11 protein-coding genes are annotated in these 16,046 nt (G+C 74.6%); 7 read left to right on the top strand and 4 right to left on the bottom strand.

Translation table 11 applies throughout. The features are described from left to right. Positions 1-41: 41 nt before the first annotated feature. Positions 42-665, bottom strand: a complete 624-nt coding sequence (locus tag LQ327_RS21450; RefSeq protein ID WP_230737801.1) for a response regulator transcription factor — start codon at positions 663-665, stop codon at positions 42-44. Between the two features lie 223 nt (positions 666-888). Here LQ327_RS21450 and LQ327_RS21455 point away from each other — a divergent pair, with 223 nt between their 5' ends. Further along, positions 889-1,542 carry a LuxR C-terminal-related transcriptional regulator gene (locus tag LQ327_RS21455; RefSeq protein ID WP_230737802.1) on the top strand — a complete coding sequence of 218 codons (654 nt, stop codon included), beginning with the start codon at positions 889-891 and terminating at the stop codon, positions 1,540-1,542. A gap of 4 nt (positions 1,543-1,546) precedes the next feature. Here LQ327_RS21455 and LQ327_RS21460 read toward each other — a convergent pair whose 3' ends face one another. Both LQ327_RS21460 and LQ327_RS34935 read right to left on the bottom strand, forming a co-directional pair. Beyond that, positions 1,547-2,782: a L,D-transpeptidase gene (locus tag LQ327_RS21460; RefSeq protein ID WP_230737803.1), complete on the bottom strand. Its 1,236-nt coding sequence runs from the start codon at positions 2,780-2,782 to the stop codon at positions 1,547-1,549. 158 nt (positions 2,783-2,940) lie between these two features. Next, entirely contained in the window at positions 2,941-3,153 is a 213-nt protein-coding gene (locus LQ327_RS34935; protein ID WP_230737804.1) for a DUF2795 domain-containing protein, read from the bottom strand. A 124-nt stretch (positions 3,154-3,277) separates the two neighbouring features. Between LQ327_RS34935 and LQ327_RS21470 the strand changes: the two genes are divergently transcribed. Both LQ327_RS21470 and LQ327_RS21475 read left to right on the top strand, forming a co-directional pair. Beyond that, positions 3,278-3,802, top strand: a complete 525-nt coding sequence (locus LQ327_RS21470; RefSeq protein WP_230737805.1) for a MerR family transcriptional regulator — start codon at positions 3,278-3,280, stop codon at positions 3,800-3,802. Between the two features lie 54 nt (positions 3,803-3,856). Beyond that, entirely contained in the window at positions 3,857-7,135 is a 3,279-nt protein-coding gene (locus tag LQ327_RS21475; RefSeq protein WP_230737806.1) for a serine/threonine-protein kinase, read from the top strand. Between the two features lie 4 nt (positions 7,136-7,139). Here the strand turns inward: LQ327_RS21475 and cobN are convergent, their stop codons facing one another. Then, complete coding sequence (gene cobN / locus LQ327_RS21480) at positions 7,140-10,859, bottom strand: cobaltochelatase subunit CobN (RefSeq protein WP_230737807.1); 3,720 nt, start codon at positions 10,857-10,859, stop codon at positions 7,140-7,142. 30 nt (positions 10,860-10,889) lie between these two features. Between cobN and LQ327_RS21485 the strand changes: the two genes are divergently transcribed. The 4 genes from LQ327_RS21485 to LQ327_RS21500 are packed head-to-tail and all read left to right on the top strand — an operon-like array spanning position 10,890 to position 16,040. After that, positions 10,890-12,128 (top strand): ferredoxin-like domain-containing protein, encoded by a 1,239-nt coding sequence (locus tag LQ327_RS21485; RefSeq protein ID WP_230737808.1) that lies wholly within the window; start codon positions 10,890-10,892, stop codon positions 12,126-12,128. Beyond that, a complete protein-coding gene (locus LQ327_RS21490; RefSeq protein ID WP_230737809.1) occupies positions 12,125-12,826 on the top strand; it encodes a precorrin-8X methylmutase in 702 nt (233 codons plus the stop codon). Before LQ327_RS21485 ends, LQ327_RS21490 begins: the two co-directional genes overlap by 4 nt. After that, positions 12,823-14,397 carry a precorrin-2 C(20)-methyltransferase gene (locus LQ327_RS21495; protein WP_230737810.1) on the top strand — a complete coding sequence of 525 codons (1,575 nt, stop codon included), beginning with the start codon at positions 12,823-12,825 and terminating at the stop codon, positions 14,395-14,397. Before LQ327_RS21490 ends, LQ327_RS21495 begins: the two co-directional genes overlap by 4 nt. 29 nt (positions 14,398-14,426) lie before the next feature. Beyond that, positions 14,427-16,040 (top strand): AMP-binding protein, encoded by a 1,614-nt coding sequence (locus LQ327_RS21500; RefSeq protein WP_230737811.1) that lies wholly within the window; start codon positions 14,427-14,429, stop codon positions 16,038-16,040. Positions 16,041-16,046: the final 6 nt, after the last annotated feature.

Raw genomic sequence — 16,046 nt, forward strand, 5'->3', positions numbered from 1 at the left:
ATCCGCCCCCACGGCCCCCGTGTCCCCGCCCCCGAGATTCCTCAGCTCCCGGTGGCATCACCGTGTGCTCCGCGAGCCCCGCCGCCCGGCGGGTCCCGGTACGTCCCGTCCGTCGGGGCGGGAAGCAGCCGGACCGCCTCGACCCGGCTGTGCACCCCGAGCTTCCGGAAGATCTCGTTGATGTGCGTGCGCACGGTGTTGTACGACATCCCGAGGTGATCGCCGATCTCGCGGTTGCCGAGGCCGCCGGCCAGCGCGTCCAGGACCTCGCGCTCCCGGCCGGTGAGCCGCGCGAGCGGTCCGGCGCAGGGCCGGGCGTCGTCACGCAGCGCCCGCAGGACGGCTCCCTGCACCTCCGGGGGGAAGTACGCCTGCCCCGAGACGACGCCGTGGAGCACCCGCACGAACTCGTCCGCGGTCCCGCTGCCGTCCAGCCAGGCGGAGGCGCCGCCCCGCGCCGCCTCGACGGCGCCCCGGGGATCCCCGGACGGTGCCAGCACCACCAGCCGGGCCCCGCCCGGGTCGCCGGGCGAGGTCGCGGGCCGCGGCACGGTGTCGGTCAGGACGACGTCGGCCGGCCCGCCGTCGCCGTGGTCGAGCACCACATCGGGCTCCGCCGCCAGGCGCGCGCCGATGACATCGCCGAGAAGCTCGCTCTCGGTCACATATCGGACACGGATCGGCGACATGCTCCGACGCTAGCGAGCGGCTCCGTGGATCACCTCGTTCATCTGGAGGAACGGCCGTCACGGATCCACAGCCGTTGCGGGACCGAGACCTGCCCGCGGCAACCCCGGCCAGGTGTCGGGCGTCACCCGGGGGTGTGACGCCGCGGCGACGCGTCGTCACGGACCGGAACCGGCGCTCGTCGCCGGCGGAGGGAGATCGATGACCCGCGTGCTCCTGGCCGACCACCACCGGCTGTTCGCCGAGCTGCTGGGCGGGTTCCTCGCCGCGCACGCGGTCGAGGTCCTCGGCGTCGCCACCACGGCCGCCGAGACCGAGTCGCTCGTCCGGTCCGAGGGTCCGGATCTCTGCCTGGTGGACGCCGCCACGGTCGCCCCGGCCGACCCGGCGGCGCTGGTGGAGCGGCTCGCCGCGACCACCCGGGTCGTCGTGCTCACCGGATCCCGGGAGGCCCCGGCCGGGTCCCTCGAGGCGGGCGCGGTCGGTCACCTGGGCAAGACGGTGTCGGGCGCCGAGATCCTCGCGGCCCTGGACCGGATCGCGCACGGCGAGATCGTCGTCAGCGAGTCCGGTCGGGAGGTGCCGGCCGGCCCGGAGGGTGGCCACGGCGCGGAGGCCCGCCGGCGCCTGGCCGGGCTGCGCGCGCGGGAGCGCGAGTGCCTCGAGCTCATCGCCGGGGGCGCGTCCACCGAGGACATGGCGCTCGCGATGGGGGTGACGCCGGCGACGGTGCGCAGCCACGTGCGGGCGGTGCTCGCCGCACTGGACGTGCACTCCCGGCTCGGGGCGGCGGCGTTCGCGCTGCGCCACGGCGTCGCCGGCGCGCCCCGGGTCCCGGCCGACCGGGCCGGGTAGCGGCTTACGTGGTGCTCGCCTGCCACTGCTGCCACGGCACGGCCCAGTCGCCCCAGCGGTCGTAGATCGGCAGGGTCGGCCCGCCGGAGTTGGCGATCTCCACCACGTCACCGACGCCGAAGTGGTCGAAGAACCACTGCGCGTCGGCCGGGCTGAGGTTGACGCAGCCGTGCGACACGTTGTCGCTGCCCTGCTGGCCGACCGACCACGGCGCGGAGTGCACGAACTCGCCGTCGTTGGAGATCCGCTCGTCGAGCGCCACGGTCTCCTTGTAGTAGCCCGGCTGACCCGGCATGACGCCGTAGGTCGCGGAGTCCATGACGATGCTCGGCTGCTTGTCGGAGATGACGTGCGTGCCGGTGTGCGTCGGAAACTGCGGCGATCCCAGGCTGATCTTCATCGTCTTGACCAGCGCGCCGTTGTCGAAGATCTGCATCTGCTCGGCGCCGCCGTCGGCCTTGGCGACCCACGCGTCGTGCACGTGGAAGGTCTCGTTGATGTCCTTGGCGCCGTACGCGCCGCCACCGAGCTGCGCGCCGAGCAGCTTGCCGGAGAGGGCCAGGGTCGTGCCGGGCTTCCAGTAGGCCTGGGGCCGGTAGTCGACCTGGGTCGAGGAGATCCAGTGCCAGGCACCGGGCTGGGCCGGGGTCGACGTCACCGACAGCGCCTTGACCGCGGCGTCCTTGTCGGTCACCGGGTGGGAGAACGTCACCGCGAGCGGCTGGCCCACCCCGACGTTCGTCGCGCCCGGGTCGACCGCGGCGGTGTCGGTCTGCTTGGGCGCGAGGGTGGCCACCGTGGACTGCAGGTGGGTCGGGGCGCCCTGGGCGGAGACGGCGTCCGCGACGACGGTGTAGGTGCGCCCATAGGCGAGCGGCTCGCTGGTGGTCCACGTGGCGCCGTCGGGCGAGGTCGTGCCGTCGATGACCGCACCCGTGGGGTTGGTCATGTGCACCGAGGTGATCCGGCCGCCGTCGGCGTGGACGTGCACCGGCGTGGCCGGGTTGACGTCCGCGGCCGGGTCGACCGTGACCCGCGGACCGGGCGGGGGCAGCGCGGAGGTCGGAGCCCCGGCCGAGGCGGCGGGCGAGGCCGCGGACCCGGGCGAGGCGGAGCTGCTGGAGCAGGCCGCGACACCGAGGACCAGCGTCACCACCGCGCCGAGCAGTGCCGCGGTGCGCCACGCGTGGTCGCCAGCGTGCCGGCTCGTCCCCCGGCGTCCCGCACGAGACTTCGCCACGAAACGTCCTCGCTCCCCGGCGCCGTGCGGCGCCGCTCAAGACGGTCGCACACCCACCACCTGGCCCTGGTGATCGGGGCGGCGTGTTTTCGCAGGTAGAACGCCTGATTCGTGCCCTGCTGGGCCCTGCCCGACCGGTTCGTGCGGTCCTGCGTCGCCTACAACGGACGCCGGTGACGCAGGTGCGCGGGCGTCGACGTGAGGGCGACGACCACGTCGAAGACGTCGCTGTACTCCCGGTCCGGAATCTGGTCGATCTTGGTCCGGGTCACCGTGTCGACCCCGAACTCCTCGGCGGCGGCCGCGATCTGCCACGGCCGCACGGGGAACTCGACCCCGTCCAGCACGGCGGCGAATGCGGAAGCCCTCACGTCATCAACGGGTACCGGCGGTAACAGGTAGTCGTCAACGTGATCGTTCCGGGCTGTGACGCGCGTCGGCGCCGTGCAACCCGGGCTTGCCTTCGAGCGCACTCGAAGGCCTACGGTCGATCCCATGACGGCAGTGAGCACCGCCCCGGAGGCCTTCCCCGGCGACCTCCAGGTCCACCCGGCGGCCCGCCTCCGCTCGATCCTGGACTCGGTCGCCGCGGAGGACGGCTCGTTGCCCCCGCTGAACGACGAGCTGATCCGCGCGCTGCGGCTGCCCGACGACCTGCCCGAGACCCTCGGCATCGGCGAGGTCGCCGAGATCACCGGGATCACCGCGCACACGCTGCGCTACTACGAGCGGATCGGGCTGGTCGACACCGGCCGCGACGCCTCCGGCCGGCGGATCTACGACCGCGAGGCCCTGGGGCGGGTCGCCTTCGTGACGTGGCTGCGCCTGTCCGGGATGCCGATCGCGGCGGTGAGCCGCTACGTCGAGCTGGTCAAGGCCGGACCGCAGACCCAGGACGAGCGCCTGGGCCTGCTGCTCGACCAGCGCGCGGCGATCGTCGCCCAGCTCCGCGACCTGCAGGGCGCCCTCGCCGTCGTGGACTACAAGATCACGACCTACGGCGGTAGCTGCGGGGCGTAATCTCCACCCCCGCGGGCAGGCCGCGCGCAGGTCGAGTCCGGGGGGCGGGGTGACGTGACGGCGGAATCGGGGGTCGGCGCCACCATCGGGCGCTACCGCCTGGACGGGCGCCTCGGCCGCGGCGGCATGGGCGAGGTCTTCCGCGCCTTCGACACCGGACGGGAACGCTCCGTCGCCCTCAAGGTGCTGCTGCGCGAGCTGTCGGTGGACGACGAGTTCGTCGCCCGCTTCCGCCGGGAGGCCCGGGTCGCCGCCCGCCTGTCCGAGCCGCACATCCTGCCCATCCACGACTTCGGCGAGATCGACGGCCGCCTCTTCATCGACATGCGGCTGGTGGACGGGCCGGACCTGGCGAGCGTGCTGTCCGCCGGGCCGATGGCGCCGGACCGCGCCGCGGCGGTCGTCTCCCAGGTCGCGAGCGGCCTCGAGGCCGCCCACCGGGAGGGACTGGTCCACCGCGACGTCAAGCCCGGCAACGTGCTGCTGGCCGCCCAGGACCCGGTCTTCGCCTACCTCACCGACTTCGGGGTCGCCGCCGAGCAGGGGCGCTCGGAGAACCTCACCAGCACCGGCACGGTGATCGGCACGGTGGCCTACCTGGCCCCCGAGATGTTCGACGGCACGCAGTCGGGCGCGGCGTCGGACATCTACGCGCTGGGCTGCGTCCTCGCCGAGATGCTCCTGGGCCACCGGCCCTTCCGGACCTCCTCGATCGCCGAGGCCATGCACGCCCACTTCACCGAGCCGCCGCCCCGGCCCTCGCTGACCAGGCCCGAGGTGCCGGCCGCGTTCGACGAGATCATCGCCCGCGCGATGGCCAAGGAGCCCCGGCAGCGGTACGCGACGGCGGGCGAGATGGGCGCGGCGGTCCTGGCCGCCGTGCGGACCCCGACGGACTCCCCCGGCGCCACGGCTCTCATGGCCCGGCCCTCGGCGCGGACGTCGTCGGGGAGCCCGCCCGACACCGCGCGCAGTGCCGTTCCAGGACCCGACACCACCTCGGGCAGCGGCCCGGTCCGGACGACGATCACCGGCTCGCGGCCGCCCCGCCCGTTCGAGCTCCTCGGGCCGCGGGTCGGACGGATCCCGCTGCGTCCGGACTACCGGACGACCACCGAGCCGCTCCGGTACCCGGCGGTGATCCCCTTCCTCGGCAACCAGCGGTTCGTCGACCTCGTCCGGCAGTGGATCCGGTTCTCGCCCGGCGGGTCGCTGCTCCTGACCGGGCTCGAGGGCTCGGGCCGGACGACCGTCGTCGCCCGCGCCCTCGACGAGCTGCACACCGAGCTGGTCACGACCGAGCCCGAGCAGACCCCCCTCGTCGTCGTGTGGGAGTCCGTCGCCCGCCCGATGGCGCCCACCGAGCTGATCGTCCGGATGCTCCGGGGCCTGGCGGAGGCCCTCGACCGCAACGGGCTCCTCGCGCGGCTGCACGAGGAGGTCGGCGACCTCGTGGAGACCGCGCACCGCCGAAGCGCGACGACGCTGTGGGGACCCCACGCGGGCGCCGCGGAGGGGCTGTCGTCGGGGTCGGGGCGCAAGCGCCGCTCGTCCGGGGGTGACCAGCCCGCCCAGCCCTACGGCGTCGCCGAGGCCGAGTACGACTTCCTGCGCCTGGTCGCGGCACTCACCCCCGGCGAGACGGGCGAGGACCCGTCGTCGCGCCGCTGGTTCCGGCGGGAGGCCGCGCCGGCGTGGACCGGCCGCGTCGTGGTGGTCGTCGACGAGCTCGACCAGCTCACCCGGGACCCGGCGGGGCTCGCCTCGTTCGAGGAGCTGCTGCGGACGCTCATGAACACGCTCACCGCCAGCTCGGCGCACGTCGTGTTCGTCGCCGGGGCGGACGTGGGCGACCTGGCGCGCCGGAGCCAGTCCCGCGGCAGCACCATCTGGGCCTCGGTGTTCGGCCGGCCGCTCTACCTCAACGGCCTCCCCCCGAGCGCCCCGGCCGAGCTGCTCGCGGGCCTGTTCACCGGCGGCGACCCCGGGGTCCATCCCGAGCTCCCCGACTACCTGGAGTACCGCTCGCGCGGCCTGCCCCGGCTCCTGCTCCACGAGCTCGACGAGCTCGTCGAGTGGCACCCGGACGGTCCGCACGTCGTCATCGACCCGGCGAACGCGCTACTCGTGGCGTTCTACGCGTCCCTGGAGCGCCGCGTCGGCCCGCTCTGGGCGCAGGGCCGGCCCCGCGGCGCGCTCGCCGACCCCGTCGACGTCGACGCCCGGCGCAGCGCCACCTACCTCGTCGTCGACTGGATCCTCGAGCGGCGCGGGACCATGTTCACCGCGTCTGACTTCCTGGCCGACCGCGCCGCGGGGGCCAGCCGCCGGGATCTCACCTCCGACGACGAGTGCCTCGGGATCCTGCACGAGCTGACGACGGTGGGCGTCCTCGACGCGCGCGAGGCGGGCTCGGCCCTGGTGACCGCCGTGGGCGGGTCCGGGCCGGCCGAGACGGTGTACCGGCTCTCGCGGCCGCTGGCCGACGCGGTCGCGCGGGTCGCGCCGACCCACCGCGAGCTCGGCCGGGTGGGCGAGGGGCGCTACGTCCTCGTGGAGGAGCTCGGGCGCAGCGTCCTCGGACGGACCTACCGGGCGCACGACGCCGTCGTCGGCCGGGACGTGGCGATCCGGACGATCGACGTCCGGGCGCACGACGACACCGCGCGCGAGCGGTTCCGCCGCGAGCTCGATCTCGCCCGCCGCCTCGTCCACCCGCTGCTGGCCACGACGATCGCCACCCTCGACGACGCCGCGAACCCCGGGCTGGTGTCGGACTTCGTCGTCGGGCTCTCGCTCGCCGACCTGGTGGCCCGCGGCCCGCTGCGGCCGCCGGTGGCGGTCGACCTCACCCTCGGGCTGGTCGACCTGCTGCGCTATCTCGACGACCAGGGCGTCGTGCGCCTCGACCTCAAGCCGTCCCACATCGTCGTCACCGCCGACGGCCGTCCGGTGGTCGTCGAACTGGGCCTGGCGCGCCGGGTCGGGGACGGCGAGACCCGCCTGACGGGTGCGGGCGTCGTCGTCGGGACCCCGCTCTACCTGTCCCCGGAGCAGCTGCAGGGCAAGCCGGTCGACGTCCGGTCGGACCTCTACGCGCTCGGGCTGATCCTGGTCGAGATGCTCCTGGGGTACCCGGTCCGCGGCGGCACCGTCGCGACGATCGTCGCGCGCGCGGCCACGTACCGCCCCGACCTGAGCGGGCTGCCCGGGTCGCCGGAGCTGCGCGAGGTCCTGACGACGCTGCTCGACCCGGACCCGGAGGCCCGGCCCGAGGACGCCGCCGCGCTCGCGGCCGCGCTCGAGGCGCTGCCGGAGCGCGACGAGGAGTAGGGCGCTACTCCCCCTCGGCCTCGCCCTCCGCCTCGAGGAACGCCTCGCGCAGCGACTCGACCATCGCCGGGTCGGGGTTCTCCCACAGCCCGCGGTCGACCGCCTCGAGCAGCCGCTCCGCCATGCCGTGCAACGCCCACGGGTTGGCCTCGCGCAGGAACTCCCGGTTCTGCTCGTCGAGCACGTAGTTCTCGGTCAGCGAGCCGTACATCCAGTCGCTGACGGTGCCCGCCGTCGCGTCCCAGCCGAACAGGTAGTCCACCGTCGCGGCCATCTCGAAGGCGCCCTTGTAGCCGTGGCGGCGCATCGCGGCCATCCACCGTGGGTTCACGACGCGGCTGCGGAACACCCGCGCGGTCTCCTCGATCAGCGACCGGGTGCGCACCGACTCCGGGCGCGTGGAGTCCCCGACGTAGGCCGCGGGCGCCGCCCCGGTCAGCGCGCGCACCGTCGCGATCATGCCGCCGTGGTACTGGTAGTAGTCGTCGGAGTCCGCGATGTCGTGCTCGCGGGTGTCGATGTTCTTCGCCGCGACCGCGATCCGCCGGTACGCCGCGTTCATCTCCTCGACGGCCGACTCGCCGTGCCGGTCGCGGCCGTAGGCGTGCCCGCCCCAGGTCGTGTAGATCTCGGCGAGGTCGGCGTCGCCCCGCCACTCCCGGGAGTCCATCGCCTGCAGCAGCCCCGCCCCGTAGGCGCCGGGCGGCGAGCCGAAGATCCGCGTGGTGGCCTGGGTCCAGCTGCTGCCGGAGGCCGCGTCGGCGCGGGCGTGGGCAGCGACGAAGTTGTCCTCGTCGGACTCATCGAGGCCCGCGATCAGCTGCACCGCGTCGTCCATGGTGGCCACGACGTGCGGGAACGCGTCCCGGAAGAAGCCGGAGATGCGCAGGACGACGTCGACGCGGGGCCGCCCGAGCTCCTCCGCGTCGACCACCTCGAGCCCGGTGACCCGCCGCGACGCCTCGTCCCACACCGGCCGCACGCCCATCAGCGCGAGGGCCTCGGCGATGTCGTCGCCGCTGGTCCGCATCGCCGCGGTCCCCCAGAGCGAGAGCCCGACGCTGGTCGGCCACTCACCTTCGTGGTCCTCGCGGTACCGCTCGAGCAGCGAGTCGGCGAGCATCTGGCCGGTCTCCCACGCCAGCCGCGACGGGACCGCGCGCGGGTCGATCGAGTAGAAGTTGCGCCCGGTCGGCAGCACGTTGACCAGCCCGCGCAGCGGGGACCCGCTCGGCCCGGCCTTCACGTGGCCGCCGTCCAGGGCGTGCAGCACGCCGTCGATCTCCTCGGTGGTCCGGCCGAGGCGGGGCACGACCTCGGTGGCGGCGAACCGGAGGATGTCGACGACGGTCGGGTCGGTCTGGTCGCCGAGCACCTCGGTGGCGACGTCGGCGGCGTCGTCGGGAAGCCAGTCGCGCTTCTCCATCCCGACGACGAGGCTGTGGGCCAGTTCCTCGGCGCGGTCGACGTCGATCCTCGACGCGGCCCCGGCGGACTCGTCCAGCCCGAGCGCCTCCCGCAGGCCCGGCAGTGCCTGGGTGCCCGACCACATCTGCCGGGCCCGCAGCACCGCGAGCACCATGTCCACCCGCTCCTGGCCCGCCGGCGCACGCCCGAGGACGTGCAGCCCGTCGCGGATCTGGGCGTCCTTGATCTCGCACAGCCAGCCGTCGAGGTGCATGACGAACTCGTCGAAGCGCTCGTCGTCGGGCTGGTCGGTCATGCCGAGGTCGTGGTCGAGCTTGGCCGCCTGGATGAGCTGCCAGATCTGGCCGCGGATCGCCTCGATCTTGCCGGGGTCCATGGCCTGGATGGAGGCGTACTCGTCGAGCAGCTGCTCGAGGCGGGCGAGGTCGCCGTACGACTCGGCGCGCGCCATCGGCGGCACCAGGTGGTCGACCAGGGTGGCGTGGGCGCGACGCTTGGCCTGGGTGCCCTCACCCGGGTCGTTGACCAGGAACGGGTAGATCAGCGGCAGGTCGCCGAGGATCGGGTCGGGGGCGCAGGACGCCGAGCTCGCGACCGTCTTGCCGGGCAGCCACTCCAGGTTCCCGTGCTTGCCGACGTGCACGACGGCGTCGGCGCCGAACCCGCCGTCGTCGGATGGGCACTGCAGCCACCGGTAGGCCGCGAGGTAGTGGTGGCTCGGGGGGAGGTCCGGGTCGTGGTAGATCGCGATCGGGTTCTCCCCGAACCCGCGCGGCGGCTGCATCATCACGACGACGTGCTCGCGCACCAGGGCGGCGAGGACGATCGCGTCGGTCCCGGTGGAGTCGTCGCGGAACATCTGTCCGGGCGCGGGGCCCCAGTGCTGTTCGACCTCCGCGCGGAAGTCCTCGGGCAGCGTCCGGAACCACGCGGTGTACTCGGCGGCGTCGATGCGGACCGGGTTGGCGGCCAGCTGCTCCTCGGTGAGCCAGTCCTGGTCGTGCCCGCCCGCGTCGATGAGGGCGCGGATGAGCAGGTCGCCGTCGTTCTCCTCGAGCCCGGGCACCGGCTCCTCGGCCGACCCGACGCGGTAGCCCGCGTCGCGCATCGCCTGGAGGAGCGCGACGACGGAGGCCGGGGTGTCGAGCCCGACCGCGTTGCCGATGCGGGCGTGCTTGGTCGGGTAGGCGGAGAGGACGAGCGCGATCCTCTTGTCGGCGTTCGGGACGTGGCGCAGCCCGCCGTGGCGCACGGCGAGCCCGGCGACACGCGCGGCCCGCTCGGGGTCGGCGACGTAGACCGGCAGCCCGTCCTGGTCGGTCTCCTTGAAGGAGAACGGCACGGTGATGATGCGGCCGTCGAACTCCGGGACGGCGACCTGGTTGGCGGCGTCGAGGGGGCTCACGCCGTCGTCGTCGGCGAGCCACTCCTCGCGGGTCCGGGTGAGGCAGAGCGCCTGGAGGATCGGGACGTCGAGGTCGGCCAGCGCGCCGGTGTCCCAGGACTCGTCGTCCTCGCCGGCACTGGCCGACGCCGGGCGGGACCCGCCGGCCGCCAGCACCGTCGTGACGAGGACGTCGGCGTGGCGCAGCCGCTCGAGCAGGGCGTCGTCGGGCGCCCGGAGGCTGGAGCAGAACAGCGGCTCGGGGATGCCGCCGGCGTCGACGATCGCGTGGCAGAGGCCGTCGACGAACGCGGTGTTCCCGGCCATGTGGTGGGCGCGGTAGTAGACGACGGCGACGCGGGGGCTCGGTTGCGTTGTCAGCGATGCCCTATCGGCGTGCTCGGAGCGCTCCGCTGGAACGTTGGACGTCAGCAGCCCCACATCCTCGGCCGACCATCCCGGGAGCCGACCCCACGTGGGCATCTCCTCGGGCGGCGCGAACCCGTGCCCGGTCAGCAGCACGGTGTCGGACAGGAACGCCGCGAGCTCGCGCAGGTTGTCCGGCCCTCCCTGGGCGAGGTAGAGGTGCGCCTGGGTCGCGACGCCCACCGGCACCGTCGAGGACTCCATCAGCTGCGCGTCCGGCGCCTGCTCCCCGCCGAGCACGACGACGGGTCGCGACTGCGCGGTGGTGTCGAGCAGCGCGTCGAGGCCGGCCTCCCACGCCTGGCGACCGCCCAGGAGCCGGACGACGACGAGGTCGACGCCGTCGAGCAGCCCCGGCAGCTCGGTGTCCGGGTCGACGCGCGCGGGGTTGGCCCACCGCCAGTCGACGGCCGCCGAGTCGCTCCCTGCGCGGGCCGATCGCAGGTCGGTGTCGGACGTCGAGAGAAGCAGCAGCACGGTCAACATCTCACCATCTGCGCAAGTACTGTGTCATCGATGCCCCGCACCCGAGACCGCGCTGCGACCCGCGCCCGGCCCGACGCCTGCCCCGGCGCCTGGCGCCGCCACGACGCGGCCGACGGGGCACTCGCGCGCTTCCGCCCGGTGGGCGGGGCCACCACCGCGGCCGAACTCCGGCTGCTCGCCGGCGCCGCGACCCTCGGTGGATCACCGCTCGAGCTGACGTCCCGCGGATCCTGGCAGGTGCGGGGCCTCGCGGGAAGCACCGCTGACGACCTCGCGGACGCGCTGCGCGCCGATCACCCGGACGCGCTGCTGGACGTCCGCGGGCGCGACATCCCGTGCGGCCTGCTCACCTCGCCGCGCTCGACCCGGCTCGACGGGGCATCGGCGCAGGTCGCGACGGCGCTGCGCGGGCGGACCGACGTCCCGGGCCGGTTGCTGATCGCGCTGGAGGACCGGGGGGCGGGCGACGTGAGCGGCCAGGGCGCCGACATCACGGTGATCCTCGTCGCGCGTCCCGGTGACCACACCCTCGACGGCGATCCGACCGCCGCGCTCCTGCTCGACGGCACCGACACCGGCCTGCGCCACCCCGACCCGACGGCGCTCGCCCTCGCCGCCGTCGACGCCTTCGCCGCGCGCCGGGACACCGCGTGGCGGGTCCGTGAGCTCGACGACACCACGCGGGGCGCGGTCGTCGCCGACGTCCGCGACCGCTCCGACGCTGTCGTCGTACTCCCCGACCTCACCCCGGCGACGGCCGACCCGACCGCGCTCGGCCCGCGCGACGACGGCACCCTCGAGGTCCTCCCCCGCCTCGGCGAGGTCGACGCCGCCACCGCCGCGGCCCTCGTCGGTCTCCTCCTCGACGGCGTGACCCTGCGCGCCACCCCCTGGCGCACGCTGGTCCTGCGCGGCCTGGACGACCCCGCGGCGGCCGCCCGCACGCTGGACGGGCTCGTCGAGACCGACCCCGCCTCGCGCTGGCGGGGGCTCTCCGCGTGCGTGGGCGCGCCGCGCTGCGCCAGGTCGCTCGCCGACGTGCGCGGCGACCTCGCCGCCGCGGTGGAGTCCGGCCACGCCGGGGGCACCGTCCGTCAGCACTGGGTCGGGTGCGGACGAGCCTGCGGGACGCCGGGCGGACGGGTGGCCGTGATCGAGGCCCTGGATCCGGACGAATCACTGGGATACAACATGGGTGCTTCGGGGGGCCGTGAGCAGCAGCGAGGGATCTACCGCACGGTGGTCCGCTCGGGAAGGGTGACCGGATGACCTCGGGCAGTGCCGGCAGTGTCGCCGAGCAGCACGGGATCCACGAGCCGGACTCCCCGGCGGTCCCGGCCTACGTCGCCGACGGCGCCGAGATCTACCGGCGCTCCTTCGCGATCATCCGCGAGGAGGCCGACCTCACCCACCTCCCCGACGACGCCCACGACCTCGTCGTCCGCATGATCCACTCCTGCGGGATGACCGACCTCGCGCTCGACACCGCCGTCTCCCCCGGCGCCGTCGCCGCCGCGCACGGGGCCCTGCGGGCCGGCGCCCCGGTCCTCTGCGACGCGCAGATGGTGGCCTCGGGGATCACCCGACGGTTCCTGCCCGCCGGCAACGACGTCGTGTGCACGTTGAACGACCCGGACGTCCCGGCGAAGGCCGCCGCCCTGGGCACCACCCGCAGCGCCGCGGCACTCGACCTGTGGCTGCCGTTGCTCGAGGGCGCCGTCGTCGCGATCGGCAACGCGCCGACCGCGCTCTTTCGCCTGCTGGAGCTGATCGAGGCCGGGGCGCCGCGACCCGCCGTCGTGCTGGGCCTGCCGGTCGGGTTCGTGGGGGCGATGGAGTCGAAGGCGGCGCTGGAGGGGCACCCGGCGGCGTTGGAGCACGTCGTCGTGCACGGCCGGCGCGGCGGCTCGGCGATGACCGTCGGCGCCGTGAACGCCCTCGCGCTCGGGGCCGGGAACGCCCGGTGAACACGATTCCGGTCCGGACGGCAGGCAAGCTCTACGGGGTCGGCGTCGGTCCCGGTGATCCCGGGCTGGTGACGCTGCGGGCGGTCGAGCTGATCCGCGACGCCGACGTCGTCGCCTACCACTGCGCGCGCCACGGCCGGTCGAACGCGCGGGCGATCGTGGCCGAGCACCTCGGGACGCAGGTCGAGGAGGCGCTGACCTACCCGGTCACCACCGAGGCGACCGACGACTACCAGGGCCGCATCGACGCCTTCTACACCGAGGCGGCGGGGCGGCTGGCCGCGCACCTCGACGCGGGCCGCGACGTCGTCGTGCTCGCCGAGGGCGACCCGTTCTTCTACGGCTCGTACATGCATCTGCACAAGCGGCTCGCGCACCGCTACACCGCGCAGGTCGTGCCGGGGGTGACGAGCGTGTCGGCGGCGGCCGCGGCGCTCGGGACACCGCTGGTGGAGCGCGACGAGGTCCTGACGGTGCTGCCGGGCACGCTCGGCGAGGACGAGCTGGCGCGGCGGCTCGCGGACACCGACGCGGCGGCGGTGATGAAGCTCGGGCGGACCTTCACGGGGGTCCGGACGGCGCTGCGCCGGGCCGGTCGGGCGGAGGAGGCGCGCTACGTCGAGCGGGCGAGCACCACGACGGAGCGGCGCAGCGCGTTCGAGGACGTCGACCCGGCGTCGGTGCCGTACTTCTCGGTCGGGATCGTGCCGTCGCGGGTGCACGTGGCGACGACGCCGGCCGCGCGGGCGGACGGGGATGCCGCCCGACCCCGTGTCAGCGAGGGTCCTTCGCTGACGTCTGACGTCACGGTGAACCCTTCCTCACATCAGAGCTCGTCGCCCGGCCGCGGCACCGTCGTCGTCGTCGGACTGGGCCCGGGCGCGCGGGACCGGCTCACTCCCGAGGCGGCCACCGCGCTGGCCGAGGCCGACGACGTCGTGGGGTACACCACCTACGTCGCCCGCGTGCCGGTGAACCCCCGGCAGCGGGTGCACGGCTCGGACAACCGGGTGGAGTCCGAGCGCGCCGCGTTCGCCCTCGACCTAGCGCGCTCCGGACGGCGGGTCGCGGTCGTCTCCTCGGGCGACCCGGGGGTGTTCGCGATGGCGTCCGCGGTCGTCGAGGTCGCGACCGAGGACTACCCCGACGTCGCGGTCCGCGTGGTCCCCGGCATCACCGCCGCGCACGCCGTCGCCGCCCGCGCGGGCGCGCCGCTCGGGCACGACTTCGCGACGATCAGCCTCTCCGACCGGCTGAAGTCGTGGGACGTCGTCGAGCGCCGGCTCACCGCGGTGGCCGAGGCCGACATGGTCGTCGCGCTCTACAACCCGGCCAGCCGGTCGCGGACGTGGCAGGTCGAGGCCGCCCGCGACATCCTGCTCAAGGTCCGCGACCCCGCGACGCCGGTGATCATCGGGCGTGACGTCGACGGCCCCGAGGAGTCGGTCCGGGTGGTCGAGCTCGGCGCGCTCGAGCCGTCCGAGGTGGACATGCGGACGCTGCTGATCGTCGGTTCCTCGCAGACCCGCTGGGCCACGACCGGCGCCGTCTACACCCCGCGCCGGTACTAGGTGCGCTCGACGGCGAGAGGGGTACGGACGTGGCACTGCCCGAGGTCGAGCACCGCACCCTCCTCGCCGCCGTCGACCGCGTCCTGGCCCGCGACGCGGACGCCGTCGCGCAGACCGACCCGGCCGGGGGCTGGACGTTCGCGGCCGCCGTCGAACGGTCGCTGCGCCTCGGCGCCGGGCTCGCGCCGCGCGGTGGCGGGGTCGACCGCCCGGTCGCGCTGATGCTGGACAACTCCCTCGACGCGATCCACGCCTGGTTCGGCGTCGTGCTCACCGGCGGGATCGAGGTCCCGGTGAACACCGCCTACAAGGGCCGGTTCCTCGCGCACCTGCTGCGCGACTGCGGCGCCTCGGTGCTCGTCGTCGAGGACCACTACGCCGAGCGGATCGCGCGCATCGCCGACGAGCTCCCCGAGCTGCGGACCCTCGTCGTCCGGGGCGATCTCGACGCCGCCGAGGCCGCCCTGCCGCGACGACGCTTCCGGGTCGTCGGGCTCGCCGAGCTCGACGCCGCCGCCCCGGCGAGCCCGGTCCACCGCGACCCGGGCGACCTGCACGCGATCATGTACACGTCGGGCACGACGGGGCTGTCGAAGGGCGTGCTCATCCCGCACGCGCAGGCCTACACCTACGCCAGCCGCGAGCACCAGGAACGCCCGCGCCGCGGCGACCGCACCCTGGTGACGCTGCCGGTCTTCCACCTCGCCGGCCAGTGGTACGGCGTCTACCAGGCACTCATCCACGGCGTCCCGTGCGTGCTCGAGCCGGGCTTCTCCGTCGGCGGCTACTGGGACACCGTCCGCCGCCACGGCATCACCGTCACGACGATGCTCGGGGCGATGGCCGAGCTCCTCGCCCAGCGCACCCCCGCGGACGACGACGCCGACAACCCCCTCGAGCTCGCGATCATGGCGCCGCTGGCCGGGGACGTCGACGCGTTCCGCCGCCGCTTCGGGGTCGACCTCGCCGCGGTCTACGGGATGAGCGAGATCGGGGCGGTGCTCGACGGCCCGCCGGCGACGGTGGTCGGCGGCGAGGCCGGCTTCGCGCGCGAGGGCTACGAGCCGCGCCTGGTCGACGTCGACGGGGCCGAGGTCGCGCCGGGCACCATCGGCGAGCTGCTGGTGCGCCCGCGGGTCCCGCACACCGTGATGGCCGGCTACCACGGCCTGCCCGAGGAGACCGCCCGCGTGCTCGTCGACGGCTGGGTCCACACCGGCGACGCGTTCCGCACCGACGACGAGGGCCGCTTCTTCTTCTGCGAGCGCATGAAGGACGCCCTGCGTCGTCGTGGGGAGAACATCTCGAGCTTCGAGGTCGAGCGGACCATCAACGAGCACTCCGCGGTCTACGAGAGCGCCGTGGTGGCGGTGCCGTCCGCGCTGACCGAGGACGAGATCAAGGTCGTCGTCGTGCCGCAGCCGGACGCGACACTCGATCCGGCCGAGCTCACGGCCTTCCTCGTCGACCGGCTGCCGTACTTCATGGTCCCGCGCTACGTCGAGATCGCCGACGCGCTGCCGAAGACCCCGACGCACAAGGTCCAGAAGGCACAGCTGCGCGACGCCGGCGTGGGGTCGGCGACCTGGGACCGCGAGGCCGCCGGCATCCGCGTCACGCGCAGAGGTGCCTCCGGCTTGTGAGCACCA

The sequence above is a fragment of the Actinomycetospora endophytica genome, from assembly GCF_021026375.1.
GTDB classification, from domain to species: Bacteria; Actinomycetota; Actinomycetes; order Mycobacteriales; family Pseudonocardiaceae; genus Actinomycetospora; species Actinomycetospora endophytica.